The 14,685-nt window shown below is 66.6% G+C and carries 14 protein-coding genes; 5 read left to right on the top strand and 9 right to left on the bottom strand.

Going from position 1 to position 14,685, the window contains the following annotated elements:
* Positions 1-55: 55 nt before the first annotated feature.
* Positions 56-451, bottom strand: coding sequence for a hypothetical protein (locus Aple_RS35080; protein WP_155349043.1), 396 nt, complete (start codon positions 449-451; stop codon positions 56-58).
* Positions 452-549: 98 nt separating this feature from the next.
* Here Aple_RS35080 and Aple_RS35075 point away from each other — a divergent pair, with 98 nt between their 5' ends.
* Positions 550-1,656 (top strand): GlxA family transcriptional regulator, encoded by a 1,107-nt coding sequence (locus tag Aple_RS35075; protein WP_155349042.1) that lies wholly within the window; start codon positions 550-552, stop codon positions 1,654-1,656.
* Between the two features lie 114 nt (positions 1,657-1,770).
* On the opposite strand, the gene Aple_RS35070 is transcribed toward Aple_RS35075, so the two are convergent.
* The 3 genes from Aple_RS35070 to Aple_RS35060 form a co-directional block, all read right to left on the bottom strand.
* Positions 1,771-2,520: an SDR family NAD(P)-dependent oxidoreductase gene (locus Aple_RS35070; RefSeq protein WP_218038655.1), complete on the bottom strand. Its 750-nt coding sequence runs from the start codon at positions 2,518-2,520 to the stop codon at positions 1,771-1,773.
* Between the two features lie 115 nt (positions 2,521-2,635).
* The gene (gene chrA, locus Aple_RS35065) at positions 2,636-3,769 is read right to left on the bottom strand and encodes a chromate efflux transporter (protein WP_155349041.1); all 1,134 of its coding nucleotides are present in this window, start codon (positions 3,767-3,769) and stop codon (positions 2,636-2,638) included.
* An 83-nt stretch (positions 3,770-3,852) separates the two neighbouring features.
* Positions 3,853-4,155: an Rv3488 family transcriptional regulator gene (locus Aple_RS35060; protein ID WP_155349040.1), complete on the bottom strand. Its 303-nt coding sequence runs from the start codon at positions 4,153-4,155 to the stop codon at positions 3,853-3,855.
* Between the two features lie 184 nt (positions 4,156-4,339).
* Here Aple_RS35060 and Aple_RS35055 point away from each other — a divergent pair, with 184 nt between their 5' ends.
* Both Aple_RS35055 and Aple_RS35050 read left to right on the top strand, forming a co-directional pair.
* Positions 4,340-5,041 (top strand): DUF433 domain-containing protein, encoded by a 702-nt coding sequence (locus Aple_RS35055; protein WP_170321806.1) that lies wholly within the window; start codon positions 4,340-4,342, stop codon positions 5,039-5,041.
* Positions 5,016-5,261, top strand: a complete 246-nt coding sequence (locus Aple_RS35050) for a PIN-like domain-containing protein (RefSeq protein WP_155349038.1) — start codon at positions 5,016-5,018, stop codon at positions 5,259-5,261. Before Aple_RS35055 ends, Aple_RS35050 begins: the two co-directional genes overlap by 26 nt.
* Before the next feature lie 146 nt (positions 5,262-5,407).
* On the opposite strand, the gene Aple_RS35045 is transcribed toward Aple_RS35050, so the two are convergent.
* Positions 5,408-5,590, bottom strand: a complete 183-nt coding sequence (locus Aple_RS35045) for a hypothetical protein (RefSeq protein WP_155349037.1) — start codon at positions 5,588-5,590, stop codon at positions 5,408-5,410.
* 177 nt (positions 5,591-5,767) lie between these two features.
* On the opposite strand from Aple_RS35045, the gene Aple_RS35040 reads away from it, so the two are divergent.
* A complete protein-coding gene (locus Aple_RS35040; RefSeq protein WP_155349036.1) occupies positions 5,768-8,785 on the top strand; it encodes a hypothetical protein in 3,018 nt (1,005 codons plus the stop codon).
* On the opposite strand, the gene Aple_RS35035 is transcribed toward Aple_RS35040, so the two are convergent.
* Both Aple_RS35035 and Aple_RS35030 read right to left on the bottom strand, forming a co-directional pair.
* Positions 8,782-10,404, bottom strand: coding sequence for a GMC family oxidoreductase (locus Aple_RS35035; RefSeq protein WP_155349035.1), 1,623 nt, complete (start codon positions 10,402-10,404; stop codon positions 8,782-8,784). The genes Aple_RS35040 and Aple_RS35035 overlap by 4 nt on opposite strands.
* Positions 10,405-10,451: 47 nt before the next feature.
* On the bottom strand, positions 10,452-11,324 hold the full coding sequence (locus Aple_RS35030; protein WP_155349034.1) for an alpha/beta fold hydrolase: 873 nt from the start codon (positions 11,322-11,324) through the stop codon (positions 10,452-10,454).
* 127 nt (positions 11,325-11,451) lie between these two features.
* Between Aple_RS35030 and Aple_RS35025 the strand changes: the two genes are divergently transcribed.
* Positions 11,452-12,234, top strand: a complete 783-nt coding sequence (locus Aple_RS35025; protein WP_170321805.1) for an acyl-CoA thioesterase — start codon at positions 11,452-11,454, stop codon at positions 12,232-12,234.
* A 5-nt stretch (positions 12,235-12,239) separates the two neighbouring features.
* On the opposite strand, the gene Aple_RS35020 is transcribed toward Aple_RS35025, so the two are convergent.
* Both Aple_RS35020 and Aple_RS35015 read right to left on the bottom strand, forming a co-directional pair.
* On the bottom strand, positions 12,240-13,535 hold the full coding sequence (locus tag Aple_RS35020) for a CaiB/BaiF CoA transferase family protein (RefSeq protein WP_155349032.1): 1,296 nt from the start codon (positions 13,533-13,535) through the stop codon (positions 12,240-12,242).
* Positions 13,532-14,683 (bottom strand): CaiB/BaiF CoA transferase family protein, encoded by a 1,152-nt coding sequence (locus Aple_RS35015; protein WP_155349031.1) that lies wholly within the window; start codon positions 14,681-14,683, stop codon positions 13,532-13,534. Before Aple_RS35015 ends, Aple_RS35020 begins: the two co-directional genes overlap by 4 nt.
* Positions 14,684-14,685: the final 2 nt, after the last annotated feature.

Below are 14,685 nucleotides of genomic sequence, written 5' to 3'. Positions count from 1 at the left end.
CCGCCGAGCAGGCCAATAGCCTCCTCCTGGGTGATGCCATCGCACCTCGATGGCTCTAGTGGTGGGCGTACTCCGCGCGGCGAAGGAGCATCACGCCGAGCATGAGGGGGAACATCGCGATGTGCGCGACCATCATCAGCGTTCCCCCGTCGATGACATCCAGCCAGAGCAGCGGAAACAAGGGAACGGCGGGGGCGAACATGACGGCGCACATTTCCAGGGTGGGCCGCCAGGCATGCCCACGGAAACGCATCCAGACGGCCATCCCGACGGACATGTTGAAGGCCATCACCAGATAGCCGAGATCGGGGTACTCCATGTGGGAGATGCCGAGCCCGACGGCGGACTGGAGGAATCCCAGCGCGAACATGCCGACGAACATCGCGATGATCATCTCGACATAGTGCAGGGTGAACCGCAGCCACCCGCTGCGCGCTTCGGTCGTTGTCATGGTCCGACTATGCGGCCGGGAGGCTGGCACGCCCAAGAAAGGCGACCAGGCTGGTCCGAAATCTTGGGCATGCGGTCTTTCCGACCTAGAGTCAGACCATGAGCCCGCGGGATTTCGTGGTCGTCGGATACGACGCCGCAGAGCTACTTGACATCGCCTGCGTGGTCTCCACCCTGGAGTGCGCGAACTCGCACGGCGCTGTCCCCTACTACAAGGTCCGCTTCGTCACCCCAGGAGGCCGCCCCATCGACTGCGGCCCGACCGTGACCCTGCACACCAGCGAAACCCTCGAACGCGTCACCGGCCCCATCGACACCCTGCTCGTGTCCGGAGGAATCGGAAGCGAGGACGCCGCCGCCAACCGGCTGTTCCTCGCCCACATCCGCCGACTGGCCCGGGAAAGCCGCCGCGTGGCCTCCGTCTGCACGGGAGCCTGGATCCTGGCCGCCGCCGGCCTCCTCGACGACCGCCGAGCCACCACCCACTGGCGCTGGGCCGACGAAGTCGCCGCACGCCACCCGAACGTCCACGTAGACCCCGACCCCATCTTCATCCGGGACGGAAACGTCTACACCTCGGCCGGCGTCACCAGCGCCCTGGACCTGACCCTCGCCCTCATCGAAGAGGACAACGGCCCCGACGTCGCCAGAACCGTGGCCCGGCAACTAGTGATCTACCTCCAGCGCCCCGGCAACCAGGCCCAGATGAGCATGTTCACCGCCCCGCCACCGCCCTCCGACAGCCTGGTCAAACGCGTGGTCGACCACATCACCGCCCACCCCGACGCCGACCTGACCACCACCGCCCTCGCCGCCAACGCGGGCGTGAGCGAACGCCACCTGACCCGCCTGTTCCTCAAACACCTCGGCCAGACCCCCGGCAAGTTCGTCCGCCGGACCCGCACCGAATCCGCCGCCCACCTCCTCGCCTCCACCACCCTCCCCATGCCCGCCATAGCCACCCGCTCCGGCTTCGGCACCCCCGAAACCCTCCGCCAGGCCTTCATCGACCACTACGGCATCCCACCCTCCCACTACCGCCTCACCCAGTCCCGCACCACAACACCTGGCACACGGTTGCGCGAATGGGCCAAGCACAATCCCCTGCCCGATGACGAGCCCGGCGGTGTCGACGATCTAGTCGAAGAGATCCGGCAACTCTCCGATCACCGAGCCGAGGCGATCCGGCAACTTGTGGAGGAATAAGTGCCGGGTCCTTATGCGGCTGGCGGTGTCTATCTCGTCAGCGACAAGGCAGTTCGCCTGATCCCCGAGGAAGAGCGTCCACGATGAGCGCCGCACTACGGGACTCACCCCAGGTCAGACGGCGCTGCGGCCGCCGTCCACGGCGAGGATGGTGCCCTGGGTGTAGCTGGATGCGTCGGAGGCGAGGTAGGTGATCGCGGCGGCGATCTGTTCGGGGGATGCCACGTAGCCGGCGGGTGCCTGTTCTGCGAGGGCGTCCGGGAGGTCGCCGCTTCGGTCTGCCATGGGAGTGCGTACCGGGCCTGGGGCGACCGCGTTGACACGGACGCCCTTGCGGCCGTACTCGGCGGCCCAGTTTCGGGTGAGTTGGTTGAGTGCGGACTTGCCGGCGCCGTATGCGGCTGAGTCGGCTATGCCGATACTGCCCGATATGCTGGTCACATTCACGATGGCGCCGCCGCCGCGTGCGGCCATCGCTGGGGCGATCTCACTCACCAGGTAGAACGGGGCCTTCACGTCGGTGGCCATGATCGCGTCGAAGGTTTCCTCCGGGAAGTCCTCGGTGGGGCCGAATGCGGCGACTCCGGCGTTGTTCACCAGGATGTCGATGGGGCCGATGGTTTCGGCCGCGCGGTGGGCCAGGTCCTTGGCGCTGGCGGCGTCGTGCAGGTCGGCCGGGATGAAGTCGGCTTCGCCGCCGTGGGCGCGGATGGCGTAGACGACGGCCATCCCGCGTTCCTTGTCCCGTCCCGCGACGGCGACGCGGGCCCCGTTCTCGGCCAGCATCAGCGCGGCGGCCCTGCCGATCCCACTCGTCGCACCCGTCACCAGTGCGTTCTTGCCGGTCATGTCGTATGAAGCCATGATGTCCCCCTTTCCACGCTATTCGGCGATTTCGGGACTGTCCAACGGCCGGCCCATCGCCCGGAGCATGCCCATACCGCCCGTACGGAAAGAGGATGTTCGGTGCGCCTGGATGTCAGGTGAGCAGGGTGTGGGCCAGGCCGATGGCGGCGCCGGCGGCGATGTACCAGGCGCTGTTGAGCCTGGTCTTCCACAGTAGGGCCAGGGTGAGCAGGGCGATGGCCGCCGTCAGCGGGTCGATGATCGCGGTGAGGCCGAGCTGGTAGGAGACCCCGGCCATCAGGGCGAGAGCGGCGGCGTTCACGCCGTCGAGCAGGGCGGAGGTCCACGCCGCCGAGCGCAGCTTGTCGGTGAGCTTGGTCAGCAGGCCGACGAACACGAACGACGGCAGGAAGATGGCGACCGTGGCCAGGAACGCGCCGATCGGTCCGGCGATCACATAGCCGATGAAGGTCGCCGTGGTGAAGACCGGGCCGGGGGTGACCTGCCCGATGGAGACCGCGTCGATGAGCTGCTGCTCGGTGATCCAGCCAAGCCGCTCGACGAAGTCGCCGCGCAGGAAGGCCAGCAGCACGTAGCCGCTGCCGTACAGCACGGCACCGATCTTCAGCATGGTCGTGAACAGCTGGACCAGCTGGCCGGGGTCGCCGAGCGCGAGCAGCGGGGCGGCCAGGATCCCGTGCGCCTGGTTACGCGAGGGCGGGCGCAACATCCGGGCGGCGCCCGCGAGCAGGGCTCCGGCGGCCAGCACGAGCAGTTCGTTGACGCCCAGCAGGTAGGCGGCCAGGGCGGCGACGGCCAGGACGCCGAGCCAGATGTTCTTGATCGCGGTGCGCAGCAGACCGATCAAAGCGTGCGCGATGATCGCGATGACCGCAGGGACAATGCCATACAAGATGCCTTCGACCGCAGGCGTGTGGCCGTAGGTCACGTACGCCCATGCCAGCCCGGTGACCATAAGCGCGGCCGGGAGGATGAAACACACTCCCGCGGCGATGAGGCCACGCCAGCGCGCCCGGTCGAAGCCCAGGTGAATGGCCAGTTCGGTGGAGTTGGGGCCGGGGATCAGGTTGGTGGCGCCCATCAGGTCGACGAAGCGCTGGTCACTGACCCAGCCGCGGCGGCGGACCAGCTCGTCGCGCATCATCGCGGTGTGGGCGACCGGGCCACCGAAGGCGATGGTCCCCAGCTTGAGAAACAGCAACGCCACCTCACGCCACGACGCCTGACCGGGCGGTTCCTGACTCATGTGGGGGTTCTTTCCTTACGAAGGCCGATATCGCCAGACGATATCAACCCCTCCGTGACCGGACGGTGAACGCTGTACGACGATCAGGGCTGCTTGGGGAGGACCTCTCGGGCCAGCTCAGCCAGCGCGGCCCGATCCTCGGCAAGCGCCGCGTGCCCGGCCTCGGTGGCCCGATACACCCGCCGAACGCGACCATCGACCGTGCGCTGCTCGGAAATCAGCAACCCGTCGGCTTCCAGCCGATGCAGGGTCGGATACAACGTCCCCGGGCTGATCGCATACCCATGCCGCCGCAGTTCCTCGGTCATCCAGGCGCCGTGAATCTCCTGCTCGGCCGCATGATGCAGGATGTGCAGCCGAATCGCACCACGCAGAAACTCCCGCATCAGACCAGGGACCCAACCTATGAGGTGACGAATCCGATATCGGCCTCCGATACTACCCGCGACCCTGCCCCGCACGCAGCGTTACCATCGTGGTCTCCGGGACGAAATCGATCGCTAAGTCGACGACCGACATCATCGAAGTGACAGAATCGGCTGAGATCACGAGGCAAAGAGGGAGGTGAACGTGGCGATCAATCGGTTCACGACACCGCTGTACGGCATCGCCGAAGCGGCGGGCTATCTCGCCGTGCCCCCGTCAACCTTCACTACGTGGGCCTTCGGTTATGAACGTCGTCTGCGTGACGGCCGAACCGTCCACGGGACCCCCGTGATCACGGCCGCACGACCGGACCGCCCCCACGAGGCATCCGTGCCCTTCATCGGCCTGGCCGAGGGATATGCGCTGGCCGCGTTCCGACAGGCGGGAGTGCCCCTCCAGCGGATCAGACCCGCGATCGACGCGCTCCAGCGCGAACTGGGCCTGGAGCACGCTCTGGCCAGTCGACGACTCTTCACCGACGGCGCTGAGGTGCTCAACGACTACGCCGAGCACGTCGGCGACGAGTCCGCACGAGAATTGGTCGTCGTCCGCAATAGCCAGCTGGTGTTCTCCGAGATCGTGGCCAGCTACCTACGCCGGGTGGACTTCGCCGCAGACGGATACGCCCAGGTCATCACCTTGCCGCAATACCGGGTCGCCGACGTGCGCGTCGATGCCGATCATGCGTTCGGCCGCCCGCGCTTCGCCCGAGGCGGTGCCAAACTCGAAGACGTCATCGATCTGTTCCAAGCCGGCGAGCCGGTCGACGTCGTGGCCGAGGAGTACGGACTCAGCAGAGACGAGGTCGAGGACGCGCTCCGTGTCGCCACCCGAGCAGCAGCCTAAGTTCTTCGTCGACCGCAGTCTGGGACGAGTAGCTGTCCCAGGACTGCTCCGCGCTGCCGGTTGGGATCTGATCACCCTGGCCGAACACTACGGCGTGCCCGAAGACGAACAGGTCGAGGACACCCGCTGGATCGAGGACAGCGCCAAGCTCGGCTGGGCCGTTCACACCGATCGGCTCGAACGCCTGTATCCCCCGCGCGACCAGATGCCACCCGCTTAGCTCGGCCGCATGATGCAGGATGTGCAGCCGAATCGCACCACGCAGAAACTCCCGCATCAGACCAGCCCCTTCCCCACCCGAGCTCGACCAAAGAGGTGACGAATCCGATATCGGCTTCCGATACTACCTGCGGCCGTGTCCGAGACTCAGCTGTACGCCGCGACGGCGGCGAAGTAGAGGCCCAGGACGGTGAGGGCGGTTCCCACAGCGGTGAGGGTGGCGGTTGCGAGGGTGGCTCCGGTGCGGCGGGTAAGTAGGGCTGCGGCGAATGCGATATGCAGCGATACAGAAACGGCTAGCAGTAGCGCCAAGATCTGAATGGAATTCAACGGTTTCTCCTCGACTCGGCTGTCGAATTGAGACTGCCTGTCCAGGGGTGGTGTCCAGGAGGGGAAAGGGCAGGGTTGGACGGCGCGGGATAGGAAGAGGCTGGCTGCTCGGGGTGTGGAGAGTAGAGAATCGGGGTGGTGTTCTGGGGGTGTATCGGACGGGAGGACGGTGTCACGATGAGTGAGCCGGGCCCGTCGGATTTCGAGACGATGATTCGCTCGCTGGCCGCATTTCGGGGTGAGCGGCTGGAGCGGATGCCGTCCGATCGGGCCTTGGCTCAGGTTGTCGGGGTGAGTCCGAGCACGGTGGGTGATTGGCTTCGGGGGGAGCGGTTTCCGCAGCAGGCCGGTCAGGTGCTCATGCTCGTGCGGGCGATTCAGCAGCAGGCCGTACGAGCCGGTCTCGCTGGTCATGAGCCGGCGCTGTTCGACGAGGCGCGGTGGCGCAGTGCCCTTCAGGGGGAGGCGGATCGGCGTGCGGCGGCGACTCGGGTCGCGGTGCGGGCCGCGCAGGGCCGGGCGGCTGTGGACGATATTCGGCCCGGGCGGTCGCTTCGGGAGTTGTCGGGGGTGGCGCACGCGCTCGAGCTGGAAGTTCATCGGCATATCGGAGATTCCGTAGCAGGGCTTCCGGCTTATCTGGTTCGTGCGCATGATCGGCAGTTGTCGGACGTTGTCGGCAGAGCGGCTGGTGGCGAGAGCGGGATCGCGGTCCTGGTCGGGAGTTCGTCGACGGGGAAGACGCGGGCTTGCTGGGAAAGCCTCGATTTGCTGCGCGAGCAGACTGAGGAATGGCGGTTGTGGCATCCCATTGAGCCGACCCGGCCTGCCGGCGTGCTGCGTGACCTGGCGAATGTCGGGCCGCGAACGGTCATTTGGCTGAACGAGGCGCAGTTCTATCTGGGCGATACCGCGTTGGGGGAACAGGTCGCCGCCGGTCTGCGCGCGTTGCTACGCGACCCGGGCCGGGCTCCGGTGCTGGTGCTGGCCACGCTTTGGCCGTTGCACTGGGACACGCTCAGCCGAACGTCCGATCCTGACCGGCATTCGCAGGCCCGGCAGTTGTTGGACGGTCACGTCATCACTGTGCCTGATTCGTTCGCGCGGGACGCGGTTGACGCGTTGGTCGATCCGGAGCGGCGCAGCCCGATGGACGTGGATCCTCGGGTACGCGAGGCCGCGGCGAACGCGCAGGATGGTCAGATCACCCAATACCTCGCCGGCGTGCCCGTTCTTCTGGATCGATATCGCGCGGCACAAGCGGGGCCCCGTGCGCTTGTGAATGCGGCGATGGACGCCCGTCGGCTTGGTGGCAGTGCGCACCTCTCGTTTGACTGGCTGGCCGAGGCGGCCCACGGCTATTTCACCGACGCACAATGGGAACAGTTGCCGGAGGATTGGCTGGAGCAAGCGTTCGCGTATGTCAGCCAGCCGTGTAACGGTATCGGCGGCATCCTCACCCGAATCAGGCCGCGGCCTTCGCGTCGGGAGAGCGGCTCTGGCACGGGATATCGGCTCGCCGACGCGGTCGAACAGTACGGACGGCGAACCCGGGCCGAGGAGCTTCCGCCTGCGGAGTTCTGGGCCGCCGCCATCGCCCACGCCGATCCGGCGGACATGGTCGAACTGGGAGACGCGGCAGCTGGACGTGGCCTGTACCGCGATGCCGCGCAATTGTGGAAGCACGCCACCGCACACGGCGATCCGACCGCGGCTCTGCGACTTCTAGATCACCTCAATATGACGCATCCGGGCGATCTCAGCGCGACCGGCTGGGTGGTCGGGCAAGTCCGTTGCGACGAGGAACACAGCAGCCTGGAAGACATCACCTTGCTGGTCAGAGAACTTCATCGCATCGGCGCACAGCGGCATTTGCTGGAATTCATCGACCGGGCGGTCACCGAGGTCGATATCGTCGACGGCTTCGCCTGGGCGCGCCTGCTGGAGGCGTTACTCGAAGTCGGAGCCCGGGACCAGCTGGCCGCTTTGGCTGATCACGCCGCTGATCACTTCGACGTCAGCAGTCCCTCGCAAACGGCGGGGCTGCTGCGTGGACTGAGCGAGATCGGCGCGGACCCGCAGGTGGCGCGGCTGGCCGAGCGTGCTGCCGCCCACAGCCCGTTCAAGGGCCCGAACGACCTTTCCAACTTGCTTAAATGTATGGGCGAACTCGGCCTCCGCGACCAGTTGGCCGCGCTCTTCGCCCGCGACCCGGTCAGCCAGGTCTCCTTCGAAAGCGTCTTCGGAATGCCTCCGCTTCTGCTCGCGCTTCGTGAGATCGGGGCGGAAGAACAACTCACGGCGCTCGCTGATCGTTGCGCTGAGCAGATGCCGCTCAAGAACCCTTACGACGTGGCCAAGCTTCTCGAATGCCTGGACACGACGGGTGCGCACCGGCAGATCGGGGAATTGCTGGCCCGGGACCCCGCCCGCGTACTCCCCATCGACCATCCCAGCATCGGTATCCTGCTGTCCGAGCTGCGCCGGATCGGGGCCGATGAGCAGGTCGAAGCATTGCTGGCCCGCAACCCGGTTATCGGGCCCTCTCCGCTGCGGGAGATGTCTTTGCACAACGCGCAGACTGTTGTCCGCCTCCTTGACCAGTTCGTGCGCTTCCGCTCGAAAAATGGCCTGGCCATTCTGCTTGGGCGGGTGCCGGCCGCGCACATTCACCTGAGCGATCCGTTCGGGGTCGCCAGCCTGCTCAACCGAATGAATGCCTGGTCTCTCCGGGATCAGATCCAGGTCCTCCTCGACCGTGACCCGGCCGCACACGTCACGCTGGAATACCCGACCGGGGTGGGCAGACTGCTTGCCGAACTCCGACGCGCTGGTGCCACCGAACAGATCCGCAGGTTGCTGGAGCGCAATCCCGCAGCCAGCGTTTCGCTGAGCAGCGGTCTGCACGTATTTCTGGGGCAGCTTCGTGAGCTGGAGGCTCACGATCAGATCGCTGTTCTGCTGGCCCGCGACCCCGCCCGGCACGTCATACATTGGCATCTGGATTCGCTTCTGGCCGAGCTTCGAAAGGTCGGCGCGCATGATCAAGCAACCGTCGTGGTGGATCGCCTGATATCGGTGGGTCTGTTCGATCTGTGGGTTGAGGAGACTGACGGTCACGAACGGTTCCGGTATGGCCGGGAAACGGATGGCGCTCCCACCCCCGCCTGGAGCTGGGCAGATCTTGTGTCCTAGCCGGCGAGATCGAAGAGGGCGGCGGCGCGCTCACCGATCATCACCGCGGTGGCCGCGGGACCGCGCCGAATGATCGTCGGCATGATCGAGATGTCGACCACCCGGAGCCCCTCCACGCCGTGGACGCGGCAGTACTGATCCACCACCGCGGTGGGATCCGACTCGGGACCCATCCGCGCGCTGGAGCTCGTGTGCAGGGACGTGCCGAGGTTACCCGTGATCCATTTGCGGAGATCCTCATCAGAGGGGCTGACGATCTGCGTGCCAAGACGTTTGAACTGGGGCGACTGCAGCAATTCGAGGGCGAGTCGTACGTTGGCGACAACCCGGGGCAGGTCCGCTGGATCGGAGAGGTAGTTGAGGCTGATGCCCGGCGAGTCGGCAGGGTCGGCGGAGTTGAGATAGATCTCACCGGTGCTCTGCTCGGCGTCGAGGCTACACAGGAGCACGAGATTGTCCTGGTTCCTCGCCTGTGTGTACACAAGCCGGGTGGGGAGCCGCCGCAGGGCGGACAAGGTCGCCAGTGGCCGCGTGAGGTACGACGGCACCCCGATGCGCTTTCCCGTCGCCGACCCGATCATCCTGCTGTACGGGGCAGCCCCACACGTGATCTGCAGGTCCCCGTCGACGGTGGATTCAGCCGCAGTGTGATTGAGACACGTCTGAAATGGCATGAAATCCACAGGGAGCGGCGTCCTATCCTCGCGCACCCGGTAGTTCACGAAGACCGAGGGATGGTCCTTCACATTGCGACCGACCCCGGGACTGTCATGGACGACCTCGATGCCGTGCTTGCGGAGACTGTCCGCCGGTCCGACGCCGGAGAGCATGAGCAGGTGCGGCGATTTGATGCCTCCGGCACTCAAGACGATCTCGTTGCCCCGGAATTCGGCGGGTCGCCCGTCGCGTTCGGTCTCGACGCCCACAGCCCGCTTGCCGTCGAAGATCACCCTGCGGACAAAGGTGTCGCCCAGCACGGTGAGGTTCGGTCGGTTCCGGATCGACGCAAGATAGGTGACGGCGGTATTCATGCGGAACCCGTCGACGACATTCCGCGGAATGGGACCCACGCCTTCCTCGGCGGGCGCGTTCTTGTCCGGGTCCTCCGGATAGCCGGCCCGCAGGCAGGCCTCGATGAAGGCTTGCGAAACAGGCTGCAGTTCCTTCTGCCCAGGTCGCCGGACCGGCATCGGCCCGTCTTGGCCGTGGAACTCGTCAGCGAAGTCCAGATCTCGCTCGCTCTTCTTGAAGAAGGGCAACACCTGTTCGTACGACCAGAGATCGTTGCCCAGCGCGGCCCACTGGTCGAAGTCCTCACGCCGTCCGCGAATGAAATAGGTGCCGTTGACCGCGCTTGAGCCACCGACCAGCTTGCCGCGGGCGAGGGGGTATTTCTGGCCCGGCGTGAGTTCGCCGACGAACGACCAGTTGATCGGGTGACCGGGAAAGGTCGCGGCCATCGATCTGGCTCTGGAGATTTCGGCGGGGAAGTTGTCGAGTCGCTCGTAGTCGGGGCCGGCATCCAGGAGGAGCACCTGCCGGGAATCGTTCTCGGACAACCGGGCGGCGAGCGCGCACCCAGCCGACCCGGCCCCGACGATGATTACGTCGTACGTCACTTCTTGCCGCCTCCATTTATTTCTATAGATTTGAAATCGTAGACATGTTACAGGTGTGCGTCAATGGCGTCGCTCCACTCCGTGAGCTGGGGCACGAGAAGCGGCCAGCGCTCGAACAGGGCTTCGCCACGCGCCGCTGCCGCCTGCGTGCGCTCCACCCATTCCCGGTCGCCCCACGGAGGCTCGACGAGCCGCGCGCCGGGGATCAGCGCGGCGACCCCTTCCGACGTCGCGCGGGTGTGGTTCGAGTCGCTCGCGCCGCTGCGAAAGACCAGCGTCGGCGCCGCGACACGGGTCAGGTCGGCGTCCGCGAGCCCGGGGACGAGCTGCTCCTCCCTCGGGGCGTACGCGATCATCCAGCGTTCCATCGTGGCGATGAACTCCCGCGAGTCGAGCGCCAGCATGCGCTCCCTGTTCGCCGCATTGCGCTCGAGGACTTCCCGCCAGGTCGGCAGCTCGACGACGGCGGCCATGCCACCCGTCCACGCTGCGGAGATGGAGTCACCGCAGTAGTGGCAGCCGAGCGTCATGAGTCCGTAGACACCGCCGCTGATCCACCAGATCGCCAGCCCGGCGGCGATGTCCGGATGGCGAGCCGCCGCCAGCAGGGACACGCGTGAGCCGCCCGAGCCGCCCGCGATGATCACCGGTCCCAGGCCGAGCGAGCGCACCAGCCCGGCCAGCGCGTCGGCCTGAACCTCCGACTCCGAGGGACCGGTGAAGTCGACGCTGGACGCGCCGCAGTTGGGCCGATCCCAGATGACCACCCGCCGTCCCCGCGCCGCGAGCGCCTCGGCGGTCTCGCGTACGCCGCCGTAGTCCTTGCTGAAACGGCCGCCTGGGGTCAGCACCCAGGTCTGGTCGCCGTCGCCATGGATCTCGTAGGCGATCTCCAGCCCGTCCACATCGGCTACCGGCATGGGTCTCCTCCTCATATACGTGGCGACCGCTATCGCACTAGATGGGCTATTGTGTGGCGGTCTCACAGTTCGATATTCTCAAAACTATAGCAATGACGGGCCGTACGAAAGCGAGCCGATGAACCTCATGATTGATGAACTGCTCGGGATCGACGGCGACACGCTCCGGCCGCCCTCCGGTTGGGGCAACATGTGGGGCGCGACCTTCGGCGGCTATGTCGCGGCGGTCATGCTGCAGTCCTTCGAGCGGAACGCGCCGGAGGGGCAGTCGGTCGCGGGGGCGCACATCGCGTTCGCCCGTCCGCTGCGTACGGAACCCGAAGCGCGGCTGGTCGTGGACGTGCACCATCGCGGGCGGAGCGGGGCGGCGTTCTCCGGGCGGATCGACCAGGGCGACGCCACCACCACCGCCGGGATCGCGTGGGCGACGGTGGAGGCCGACCAACCGTCGCGTGTCGAGGTTTCTCCGCCGGATGTGGGGCCGCCGGAGGCGTACGAGCGGAATGTCAGCCGCGGCGGCGAGAACACTTTTGTCGACCGTGACTTCGACATGCGGCGGGTGCCGACGCCCGAGGATGGCACGCTCATGCTCCAGTGGATGCGGTTGACCCGCTTGCGCGTCGAGGACGGCGAGTCGTGGCCGGTGGCGGCCCTCGGGCTGGTCGCCGACATGGTCGGGGCCGGGCAGTATCGCGCCGCGCAGCTGACGGCCGGCGAGAAGTACGGTGCGCTCTCGCTCGACCTGACCATCCACGTGGCGGCGATACCGCGCGGGCCGTGGCTGCTCGGGGTTTTCGAGAACCTGGCGCTCGACCGGGGCCGGACGATCGGCCGCGGCCTCCTCTACGACCAGCACGGCACCTTCGCCGCGAGCCTCACCCAGCAGTCTTTGGTACGAGCGATTCGCTGACCCCATCAGCGGATGTGCGGGGCGAAATCCTCGCTGATATGCCCGTCGGCCTCCAGGCGGGCATACTCCTCGGGCGTCACGCCAAGCTCCGCGTAAAGCTCCGCGTTGTGCTCGCCAAGGCGAACGGGAGGCCGCCGCGGCTCGGGACGCTCTCCGTTCCGGAGCCAGAAAGGCCCGGGATAGTCGTGCGTCCCGGCATCGGCCTGGGTCATCTCGACGAAGAAACCGCGCGCCCGCAGGTGCGGGTCGGCGAACGCCTCCGCGTCGTCGAGGACGGGACCTGCGGCGACACCCGCCTGTTGCAGCAGCTCAGCGGCCTCCCGATGCCCGTGCTCGCGGGTCCACGCGGCGATGATGTCGTCCACCTCGTCATGGTGGGCACGCCGCTTGAGCAGGGTGTTGAAGCGAACGTCGCCCACGAGCTCGGGCCGTCCGATCACCCGGCAGAGAGCCGCCCAGTCGTGATCGTCGCTCAGGGTCACCACAACCCAGCGATCCTCCCCCTTACATGGATAACAACCCTGAACCCACTTCCTCGACCGGTTCCCCGTGCTCTCGATCGCCTCCCCTGTCGTGGAATGCCGGAGCACCAGCGGCCCGATGAGATTGACGAACATCTCCACCAGCGAGGCGTCGACCAGCAGCCCCTCCCCCGTGCGCCGCCGATGATGGAGGGCCAGAATCGCCCCGTAGGCGGCGGCGAGGGCGCCACCGTGATCAGCGGGCACCGCCCACGTGTTCGCGTCCGGACCCCGCCCGCCGTACGTGCGGACGAGATCGTCTCCCCCGAAAGCCTCCACCTGGATGCCCAAGGCCTTGTGGTCACGAAACGGACCAGTCTGACCGAACGCGGAGACGCGTACGAGGCTGATGTCGGGCTTCTGCTCTTGCAACCACTCCCAGGTGACCCCAAGCCGCTCCATCACGCCGGGCGCCGAGTTCTCGATGACGATGTCAGCGGTGGCCACGAGCCGGCCGAAGACCTCCAAGCCCTCAGGACGACGCAGGTCCACCGTCATCGAGCGCTTGTTGCGCGCGGTCAGGTTGAACCACGGGTAGCGGTTCCATGGGCGCTCGCCGGGATCCCGCCCGGGATACCCGCCGCTGATGGAGGGCACGTTGGCGACGGACTCCTTCGACGGCCTCGCTCGCGGGCCACGCGTCATCGGCACGAAAATCTGCGGGTTCTCGACGCGGATCACGTCCGCGCCGAGATCGGCAAGCATCATCGCCCCGTACGGCCCCGCCAGGACCACACCGAGATCGATGACCCGAACTCCGTCAAGAGGCAGCCCGGTCATGCCGTGGCCTCCTGCGCGGTCAGGCGCATGATCCACCGCTCGTCGACCCCCGCCTCCCGCAGAACCTCGGTCGTATGCTCTCCGAGCCGCGGTGCGGCAGGCCAGGCGTCCTGCTCCGGCCCACCGAGCCGCACGATCGGCCCGGGCACCATCCCCGCTGAGTCCTCCACGTCGACTCCTTTGAAAAACGATCGAGACCGCAGGTGGTCGTCCCGTAGCAGGTCAGCCATGGTGTTCATCGGCTCCGACGGCACTCCGGCGCCCTGGAACAGATCGGAAATTTCCCGCTTCGTGCGGGTACTGCACCAATTCCGCCACGCGGCGTGCACATCCTCGGGCACCGTCCCCACAGCAGGCGCGGTACGGAATTCCGCAAGCTCCGGCAAACCGACAACCCGACAGAAGGGCTCCCACCACAACCCTCCAGCGGCCACGCTCACCCAGCCGTCGGCGCACGGATTGGCATGCGGCGGAAACATCTCCGGAGTGCCACCCCGTGTCAACGGATCACCGCAGTACGCATAAGCGACAAGTGCATGAGCACGCCGGTCAATAGAGGCAGCCATCGCCTCGAACCCCGAAATATCGTAATGACTCCCTCCCTGCCCGTTGGCGACTCCGTACATAGCGGCCACGGTGACCACGGCGGCGGAGAACCCGATCGTGAGCCAGCTCACGTACGGAGCCAGCGGCCCCGGCGGCAGATCAGGCTGACCTGTCGCGTACATCTCGTGACCCATCCCATAGAGGACGTGCTCCGACCCCCGCCAATCCCGGTACGGCCCCGACCCCCCGAACGGCGTCACAGAGATCACGATCAAGGTCTCCCGCCCCGCACGAAGACGGTCAGGATCCAACCCATACCGCTCGCGCCCAGCAGCATCACAGGATTCGATCACCACATCCGCCCGATCAAGCACGACATCGAGCGCAGCACGGGCGTCCCCATCCTCGAGATCGAGAACGACGGACCTTTTCCCCATATTGCAATACACAAAGTCGTAAATATCCTGACGAAGCACATCCCCAGCAGGTGATTCGACCTTGATGACATCCGCGCCGTTGTCGGCGAGGAGGCGGGCCGCGAACCCGGCCGGAATACCGGTCGAAAGATCGACGACCCGGAGCCCCTCCAGCACACCGCCCATCC

The sequence above is a fragment of the Acrocarpospora pleiomorpha genome (assembly GCF_009687885.1).
GTDB lineage: Bacteria > Actinomycetota > Actinomycetes > Streptosporangiales > Streptosporangiaceae > Acrocarpospora > Acrocarpospora pleiomorpha.
This window is presented reverse-complemented; position numbering and strand designations above follow the sequence as displayed.

Bases quoted from the DNA above. Each gene is read 5' to 3' on its own strand.
- Aple_RS35080 (WP_155349043.1), bottom strand. From the start codon at position 451: ATGACAACGACCGAAGCGCGCAGCGGGTGGCTGCGGTTCACCCTGCAC.
- Aple_RS35075 (WP_155349042.1), top strand. From the start codon at position 550: ATGAGCCCGCGGGATTTCGTGGTCGTCGGATACGACGCCGCAGAGCTA.
- Aple_RS35070 (WP_218038655.1), bottom strand. From the start codon at position 2,520: ATGGCTTCATACGACATGACCGGCAAGAACGCACTGGTGACGGGTGCG.
- chrA (WP_155349041.1), bottom strand. From the start codon at position 3,769: ATGAGTCAGGAACCGCCCGGTCAGGCGTCGTGGCGTGAGGTGGCGTTG.
- Aple_RS35060 (WP_155349040.1), bottom strand. From the start codon at position 4,155: ATGCGGGAGTTTCTGCGTGGTGCGATTCGGCTGCACATCCTGCATCAT.
- Aple_RS35040 (WP_155349036.1), top strand. From the start codon at position 5,768: ATGAGTGAGCCGGGCCCGTCGGATTTCGAGACGATGATTCGCTCGCTG.
- Aple_RS35030 (WP_155349034.1), bottom strand. From the start codon at position 11,324: ATGCCGGTAGCCGATGTGGACGGGCTGGAGATCGCCTACGAGATCCAT.
- Aple_RS35025 (WP_170321805.1), top strand. From the start codon at position 11,452: ATGATTGATGAACTGCTCGGGATCGACGGCGACACGCTCCGGCCGCCC.
- Aple_RS35020 (WP_155349032.1), bottom strand. From the start codon at position 13,535: ATGACCGGGCTGCCTCTTGACGGAGTTCGGGTCATCGATCTCGGTGTG.
- Aple_RS35015 (WP_155349031.1), bottom strand. From the start codon at position 14,683: ATGGGCGGTGTGCTGGAGGGGCTCCGGGTCGTCGATCTTTCGACCGGT.